A 6,073-nucleotide genomic window follows, 5' to 3' on the forward strand; every position below is an offset into this window, starting at 1 on the left:
ATTGTCTAACCAGACACGCTGCGGAGCGGTAGTTCAGTTGGTTAGAATACCGGCCTGTCACGCCGGGGGTCGCGGGTTCGAGTCCCGTCCGCTCCGCCACTTATTAAGAAGCCCTGCTAGTAATAGCAGGGCTTTTTTCGTTTGAGTTTCAATGAGATGCTTAAGTCGTTTTAAGCTCTCTCTATTGCAACTAGATTCCCTGTGCTTATTCCTTGATGTCCTCTTGAGCGCTGAAATTCTTTTGGCTTATGTTCATCGAACAGAGTAGCTGCATGAAAGGCGCTACTATCTCAATCAATAGCCATATGAAAACAACGTGTAGGCATATAAAAAAGCCGACACGTTGTGTCGGCTAATCGTTTAGTGTTGTGCTTTACAGAATCTGTTTGAGCACTCTATCGGCCTTAACTCGCGTTACTTTACGCAGTAGTTTTTGTACCGCATCAGGGTAGTTTTCTATCTTCTCTAGTTGTTTGTAGGTACAAACAAGTTGAGTGTGTCGAAGGATGTTGTCGATCTCTTGCTCAAACTTAGGTGTTAAGTGGTGATAGTGATCTTGGATGAGAATGGCATTCTCGAGATCGAGCTTCCATGCTCTTGGATTTAAGTTATTACCAGTGATCAACATGTAGCGCTTATCCACCCATACGCCTTTTAGATGGAAGCTATTCTCTTCATGTTTCCAGAGATGGATAGAAAGATTTCGACTGGCAATATGAGCTTCATTTACTTTGGCAAAACGGCGTAGATTAAGCTCATATAAATAAGGTAAGCCGCCGATTGTCTTGAAGGTCTGCTCTGGGGAAATATAGAAATCGTTTGCCGTTTTATCGCCAACGACAATGTGAACTTTTACACCCCGTTTCAATGCTTTCTTAACTTCTTTAGCGACACTTTTTGGAAAATTGAAATACGGAGTGCAGATAAAGACTTCATCTTTAGCATGAGCGATCAGTTGGTTAATATTGTGGTTGAGTTTATTTCGACGCTTTCCAATACCTACCAGTGGCGTCAAAGCCACTTGATCGGCTGTTGGGATCTGTGACTCAAACTCATAGTTTGCTGTTGCTAGAGAGGCTCTAAATTGCCGAATGTCAGTTTTGATATCTTTCGTCGTTGGCTTCGATGTGTTTGATAAGTCATTGACAGCAGGATGACTTATCATTTTTTGCTGAATAAATTGTACCATGCTATCGGCAAGAGATTGATTGTCGATGGTGTGATAGCGGTCGAATCGATAGCGCTCTTTGTGATGCAAATAAACGTTATTAAGGCTTGCTCCGCTATAGATCACCTGGTCGTCGACAATAAAACCTTTGAGATGTAAAACACCAAAAACTTCGCGACCTCGCACGGGGATGCCGTATACGGGAATGGCGTGTTCGTGGTTCTGAGAGAACTCTTGATACATTGAAGCATTGCCTTCCGAAGCGGCCGCACCAATTAATCCACGTTGCGCTCTATGCCAATCAACGCAAATCGCAATATCTAAGCCAGGGTTTCTTTGCTTGGCATTATATAGCTCCGTTAAAACTTCTCTGCCTGCTTCGTCATCTTCTAAATACAGCGCTACAAGATAGATTCGTTTACTTGCCTGACGGATCGACTGGATCAGATGATTTTTAAATTCTTTTGCCGAAAATAAAACTTCAAAATGATCCGGTGATTGTGCGATGGTCGGCAATCGCTCGAATGGGTTTCTATGAGCAATCATATTGGATGATTTACCTTACTTATTTGCAAAATTGCGAACTGGGGATATTACCAAATTCAACGGTTCAATTGCTAGAAAAGCCGCGCATTCTCGTCATACTAGCCTAGGTATCTCATAGGAATGAGATCTTTACCACTGGATACATAGCGCTCAAACCGTTGCATAAGAGCTATTGGTAGTTCTTCTGTCATTATGGAGTGAAAACCATGACGAGCATAAAAGGGCTCAAGATGAGCGTATGCGAAGCAATAATCCTGATTATTGAGAATATTCTCGCTGCAATAATTGAGCAACTGCGACCCAATCCCTTTTTTTTGGTTTTCTGGCAGCACAAGCATGCCAGTCAGTAATCGATATACATCAATATTTTTAAATCTGACAACAGCAGATATCTGCCCATCGAGCGTGCCTATAACGCACAATTCATCTTTCCTAGCTTTTGCTGAAGGGTAATGTTCTTTGTACATTCGCTTGATCAAAGGAAGTTTTATCGGGGGGAGTATGTCAAATTGTAGTTGCCACATTTCTTCCTGCTTCGAATAGTTATCTGTTGTAGAATGGCGTGAGTTTAATTTATCCATAGAATGCCATGCAATTACATCCCAATGCGAGCTTAAAAAAATACCACACTTTTGGCCTAGAACAATCTTGTCAATTATTAGCTGAAGTTTTCTCTGTGCAAGATTTGGTGGAAATTTACCAGAGCGCAGAATGGCAGACTTTGCCTAAGTTGATGTTAGGAAAAGGTAGCAATGTCCTTTTTACTTGTGATTTTCAAGGAATGGTTTTAAGCAACCAACTGAAAGGGTTACAGCACACGCAGGATGATAATTACCATTATTTGCATGTTTCTGGTGGTGAGGATTGGCCTTCACTTGTTGAATGGGCTGTGAAGCAAAATATTGCAGGTCTTGAAAATTTGGCTTTGATACCTGGTTGTGCAGGTTCTGCTCCTATCCAAAATATTGGCGCTTATGGTGTAGAGTTTCAAGATGTGTGTGATTACGTTGATTATCTCTGTTTAGACTCCTTAACCGTCAAGCGCCTGAGCGCCAAACAATGTCTATTTGGTTATCGTGATTCTATTTTTAAGCACGCTTTGCACAGCAACGCGATCGTTGTAGCGGTAGGACTAAAGTTATTGAAGCAGTGGCAACCCGTACTGAATTATGGACCTTTGCAAGAGCTGGATAGTCACACCTGCCAAGCTATTGATATTTATAAACGGGTATGCGCTACTCGCAATGCCAAATTACCCGATCCGCGGGTGCTAGGTAACGCAGGAAGCTTCTTTAAAAATCCAATTATTAGTTTAGAACATTGGCAGGCTCTTCTTGAGAGTTATCCCGATCTTGTTTCTTACCCCGTGGAAGAAGGCAGAAAAGTAGCGGCTGGGTGGTTGATTGATCAGTGTGGGCTCAAAGGGTATAGCTTAGGTGATGCTCAAGTGCATCCGAAGCAAGCTTTAGTGTTGGTAAATAAAGGTAGCGCTACAGCCTTTGATGTTATTCAACTAGCGATTAAAGTTTGCATAGCAGTTCAGGATAAATTTTCGATATCTTTAGAGCATGAAGTCCGATTTTTAGATGCGATTGGTGAAACGAACCTTGAGCATCTTGCTAAGGAATTAAAGTGAAAGAGCACAGTGTCAAACTATCATTACTTCGTCATCTGGCCAGTGGCGAGTTTTGTTCTGGTGAGTTGCTAGGAGCAGAACTTGGTATTTCTCGCGCTGCAGTCAGTAAGCATATTAAAGGGATTCAGGAGTGGGGAATTGATATTTTCCGCGTCCAAGGCAAAGGCTATCAGCTTGCTCAATCACTGAATCTACTTGATGTGACACAGATCCAAAATGCCGTGCGTAACCCTGTCGAGCTTTTCCCCATTATCGATTCAACCAACCAATACCTGTTAGAACGTGTAGATAACCTTGCTTCGGGCAGCGTTTGCTTAGCAGAGTATCAGGCTAATGGACGGGGTCGGCGTGGGCGTCAGTGGATATCGCCTTTTGGCAGCAATCTTTATGTTTCCATGTACTGGCGACTCGACGCAGGGATGGCGGCCGCAATGGGGCTTAGCCTTGTGGTCGGGGTCGCGATTGTGGAAGCGCTAGCAAGCATCGGATTTGACGGTGTAAAGCTTAAGTGGCCGAACGACCTCTATTTTCAGGATAGAAAGCTGGCGGGTATTTTAGTAGAAATGACAGGGCAGGCTGGCGCAGCGGCACATTTAGTGATTGGGATGGGAATGAACATTTTCATGCCCGAAAATGAGCAAGCCATTGACCAGCCATGGGCAAGTTTGTCGCAGGTAGCCGACGGTCTGAAAATAGACAGGAACTTGCTCGCTATTGTCTTTATTCAATCATTAGACCAAGCGCTACGTGATTACGAGCTTTATGGGATGAAGGATTTTATACCGCGCTGGAATCGACTCGATAACTTTATTGGTCGAAAAGTTAAACTGCTTATGGGCCCCAAAGAGGTCTATGGCGTGGTGCACGGGATCAACGAATATGGAGCAGTGTTGCTAGAAACAGAGAATGGAATGGAGAGTTACATTGGTGGCGAAATATCGTTACGCAAGGCAGAGTAACCGCTTTACCAAACTATTTTCTTAGTAGTATCTCTTCCACAGTATGATTGAGGCCTTTACGCAAAACTAACTGAGCGCGCTCTTTGGTCGGTAAAATATTATGTTGCAGATTTTTACCGTTGATCGAGTGCCAGATGCTCTCAGCTTTTTCTCTCGCCTCTAGCTCAGACAGTTTTGTGTAGTGGCTAAAGTACGATCCCGTCTCCTTAAAGGCGCTGTGACGAAACTTCATAAAGCGTTCAACATACCACTTTTCAATAAGTTGACTGTCCGCATCGACATACAGTGAGAAATCTAAGAAATCAGATATAAACACTCGATGTGGATCGTGTGGATAATCCATGCCGCTTTGCAAGACGTTCAATCCTTCAATGATCAACACATCTGGCCTATCGACGACTTTCTCTTCAGTGGTGATGTCGTAAGTAAGATGTGAATAGATCGGCGCGCTTACATTTCTTTTTCCTGCTTTAACATCCGACACAAACTGTACCAGACGTTTCATATCATAAGATTCAGGAAACCCCTTTTTCCCCATAATTCCTCTTTCATTAAGAATTTTGTTGGGAAAAAGAAACCCATCTGTCGTGATCAGTTCAACTTTGGGATGATTCTCCCAGCGTGAAAGAAGCGCTTTTAACAAACGCGCCGTAGTACTTTTCCCAACGGCGACACTTCCTGCGATGCCAATGATAAAAGGAGGCGATATATCGGTATTACCGAGAAATTGATGCAAAACCGCATTTCGGCTTTGTCTGGCGGCCACGTATAAATTAAGTAAGCGAGCCAAAGGCAGATAAATTTCAGCCGTTTCTTTCATCGTTAGGTTTTCATTAATACCTTGTAGCTCTTTTAAGTCAGCCTCAGAGAGAGTCATTGGGACAGAGTTACGTAGCTCGGCCCATTGATTGCGATCAAAAGAGATATAAGGACCCATAAAATACCTAACGATGAATGACAGAAAAAAGAAGAGGATGAAACATACATTAAGGTGAAAAGAATGGAAATGCCTTAAACGATAGAATTGAGTGAGAAAACGCATTTTGCTTGAAAAAGCAACGAACAGGCGAGATTTATGGAAAATTGGTTTTTTTTTAATATTTAGGCTTGCAAGGCTGAGCATCATTCAATAGAATGCGCTCCACTTATGCCGACTTAGCTCAGTAGGTAGAGCAACTGACTTGTAATCAGTAGGTCACCAGTTCGATTCCGGTAGTCGGCACCATTCTTTTTCGAAAGAATGAAGAAAAAATTTGGAGGGGTTCCCGAGTGGCCAAAGGGAGCAGACTGTAAATCTGCCGGCTCCGCCTTCGATGGTTCGAATCCGTCCCCCTCCACCATATTCTTAAGGAAATAGCTCTCAGAGTTACGTGTGCGGGCATCGTATAATGGCTATTACCTCAGCCTTCCAAGCTGATGATGCGGGTTCGATTCCCGCTGCCCGCTCCAATTTTTGAGTGCTGATATAGCTCAGTCGGTAGAGCGCACCCTTGGTAAGGGTGAGGTCCCCAGTTCAACTCTGGGTATCAGCACCAGCTCTCCAAGCAATTATCTCCTTTTGATATATACTCCTTACCAATAATTTTGGTTGCGTGGTCATCAAAGCCACCTAAATCCGTACCTAGAGGGACAACTCATGTCTAAAGCAAAATTTGAACGTACGAAACCGCACGTAAACGTTGGTACTATCGGCCACGTTGACCACGGTAAAACAACTCTAACTGCTGCTATCTGTACTACACTTGCAAAAGTGTACGGTGGTGA

At 43.4% G+C, this 6,073-nt stretch carries 6 protein-coding genes and 5 tRNA genes; 8 read left to right on the forward strand and 3 right to left on the reverse strand.

Translation table 11 applies throughout. The annotated features are described in order from the left end of the window. The first annotated feature begins 22 nt into the window (after nt 1-22). Nucleotides 23-99: transfer RNA gene (locus AACQ79_RS11015), tRNA-Asp, on the forward strand. A 274-nt stretch (nt 100-373) separates the two neighbouring features. Here the strand turns inward: AACQ79_RS11015 and pssA are convergent. Then, the gene (gene pssA / locus AACQ79_RS11020; protein WP_013857962.1) at nt 374-1,714 is read right to left on the reverse strand and encodes a CDP-diacylglycerol--serine O-phosphatidyltransferase; all 1,341 of its coding nucleotides are present in this window, start codon (nt 1,712-1,714) and stop codon (nt 374-376) included. Between the two features lie 98 nt (nt 1,715-1,812). Then, complete coding sequence (locus AACQ79_RS11025) at nt 1,813-2,295, reverse strand: GNAT family N-acetyltransferase (RefSeq protein WP_013857960.1); 483 nt, start codon at nt 2,293-2,295, stop codon at nt 1,813-1,815. 8 nt (nt 2,296-2,303) lie between these two features. Between AACQ79_RS11025 and murB the strand changes: the two genes are divergently transcribed. Together murB and birA are read left to right on the forward strand one after the other, a co-directional pair. After that, a complete protein-coding gene (gene murB / locus AACQ79_RS11030) occupies nt 2,304-3,350 on the forward strand; it encodes a UDP-N-acetylmuramate dehydrogenase (RefSeq protein ID WP_010318970.1) in 1,047 nt (348 codons plus the stop codon). Beyond that, nucleotides 3,347-4,309 (forward strand): bifunctional biotin--[acetyl-CoA-carboxylase] ligase/biotin operon repressor BirA, encoded by a 963-nt coding sequence (gene birA / locus AACQ79_RS11035; RefSeq protein ID WP_088720733.1) that lies wholly within the window; start codon nt 3,347-3,349, stop codon nt 4,307-4,309. The genes murB and birA overlap by 4 nt, the downstream gene beginning before the upstream one ends. 13 nt (nt 4,310-4,322) lie before the next feature. On the opposite strand, the gene coaA is transcribed toward birA, so the two are convergent. Further along, nucleotides 4,323-5,246, reverse strand: coding sequence for a type I pantothenate kinase (gene coaA, locus AACQ79_RS11040; protein WP_010318972.1), 924 nt, complete (start codon nt 5,244-5,246; stop codon nt 4,323-4,325). A gap of 212 nt (nt 5,247-5,458) precedes the next feature. On the opposite strand from coaA, the gene AACQ79_RS11045 reads away from it, so the two are divergent. The 5 genes from AACQ79_RS11045 to AACQ79_RS11065 form a co-directional block, all read left to right on the forward strand. Further along, a tRNA-Thr gene (locus AACQ79_RS11045) sits at nt 5,459-5,534 on the forward strand. 30 nt (nt 5,535-5,564) lie between these two features. Continuing rightward, nucleotides 5,565-5,649: transfer RNA gene (locus tag AACQ79_RS11050), tRNA-Tyr, on the forward strand. A 34-nt stretch (nt 5,650-5,683) separates the two neighbouring features. Continuing rightward, nucleotides 5,684-5,758, forward strand: a tRNA-Gly gene (locus AACQ79_RS11055). A gap of 10 nt (nt 5,759-5,768) precedes the next feature. After that, nucleotides 5,769-5,844 (forward strand) — tRNA-Thr (locus AACQ79_RS11060). Nucleotides 5,845-5,945: 101 nt separating this feature from the next. Beyond that, nucleotides 5,946-6,073, forward strand: a 128-nt coding sequence (locus tag AACQ79_RS11065) for a GTP-binding protein (RefSeq protein ID WP_235800309.1), incomplete at its 3' end; no start/stop codon positions are given.

Source organism: Vibrio sp. 3-2(1), assembly GCF_963887575.1.
Lineage (GTDB): Bacteria > Pseudomonadota > Gammaproteobacteria > Enterobacterales > Vibrionaceae > Vibrio > Vibrio anguillarum.

Bases quoted from the DNA above. Each gene is read 5' to 3' on its own strand.
- pssA (WP_013857962.1), bottom strand. From the start codon at position 1,714: ATGATTGCTCATAGAAACCCATTCGAGCGATTGCCGACCATCGCACAA.
- AACQ79_RS11025 (WP_013857960.1), bottom strand. From the start codon at position 2,295: ATGGATAAATTAAACTCACGCCATTCTACAACAGATAACTATTCGAAG.
- murB (WP_010318970.1), top strand. From the start codon at position 2,304: ATGCAATTACATCCCAATGCGAGCTTAAAAAAATACCACACTTTTGGC.
- coaA (WP_010318972.1), bottom strand. From the start codon at position 5,246: ATGGGTCCTTATATCTCTTTTGATCGCAATCAATGGGCCGAGCTACGT.